The sequence below is a fragment of the Streptomyces katrae genome (assembly GCF_000966975.1).
Taxonomy (GTDB): domain Bacteria; phylum Actinomycetota; class Actinomycetes; order Streptomycetales; family Streptomycetaceae; genus Streptomyces; species Streptomyces katrae.
Map to the genome: position 1 here is coordinate 1 of NZ_JZWV01000372.1, position 957 is coordinate 957.

1 pseudogene is annotated in these 957 nt (G+C 72.1%); it reads left to right on the top strand.

The features are described 5' to 3' along the window. Positions 1-957 (top strand): annotated as a pseudogene (locus VR44_RS14420) (hypothetical protein); the annotation flags it as partial.

Here is a 957-nt window from a genome sequence, read left to right on the forward strand (position 1 = left end):
GTCCTGCTCTACCGCGTGGCCTACCGCCAGCCGGGCAGCGGGCTGCTGGAGCTCTACCTGCTCGGCGCCATCGTCGCCCCCGTCCTCGGCTGGTACGGGGCCCGCCGGATCTGCGAGCGGACCGCCGCCGACCTGCGCTCCCGCTGGGACGGCCTGCTCGGCGGCGGGGGCGTGGTCACGGCCAAGGTCCCCGAGGCGGTCCCCGGCAACCCGGACGAGAAGGCCCGCGAGGACCTGCGCCACCAGCTGGCGAAGCTCACCGCCGAGGACCGCAGCAATTCCGTCTTCTACGCCGGCCCCAAGGGCATCCTCGGCATGGGCACCCGCTGGGGCAGCTGGCAGATGGCCGAGGAGCTGACCCCGAAGACCGAGGGCCACGAGATCCACCCCTTCCGCAGCTGGGACGTCATACGCGCGATCGACACCCAGCTGCGCAAGCTGGAGCGCGGCCCCCTGCACACGGGCGGCTTCCCGCCCGCCTCGATCCAGCACTGGATCGTCACCCCCGTCGGCGAGGGCGCCGCCGAGGTGGCCCGGCCCGGCGGCGAGGACGTGGACACGTTCATGGTGAAGCCGCACGAGATCACCCGGATCTGCAACGAGCAGCAGTTCAGCGCCGGCAACCGGCACTACCTGGGCATCCAGTGGCCGCTGTGGGACGGCCAGCTCGTCATCACGATGCTGGTCACCGTCACCGTGCTCTACAAGACCCTGCGCGTGGACGTCACCGCGCACGCCCTCGGCCCCGTGCACGGCCTGTTCACCACCAAGTCCAAGCCGCCGGTGGTCGAGGTCCCCAAGTCCATCCGCTTCTGGGAGACGGTCGAGCGCCCGCTGCCGCTGGTCGACGCGAGCGAGGTCGTACGGCTGGCCGTGCGCGCGCCCCTGACCTGGTACCCGCCGCTGCTGGACTACTTCGGCGGCAAGCTGGTCCTGCCCGAGCCCTTCGGCCTGCGG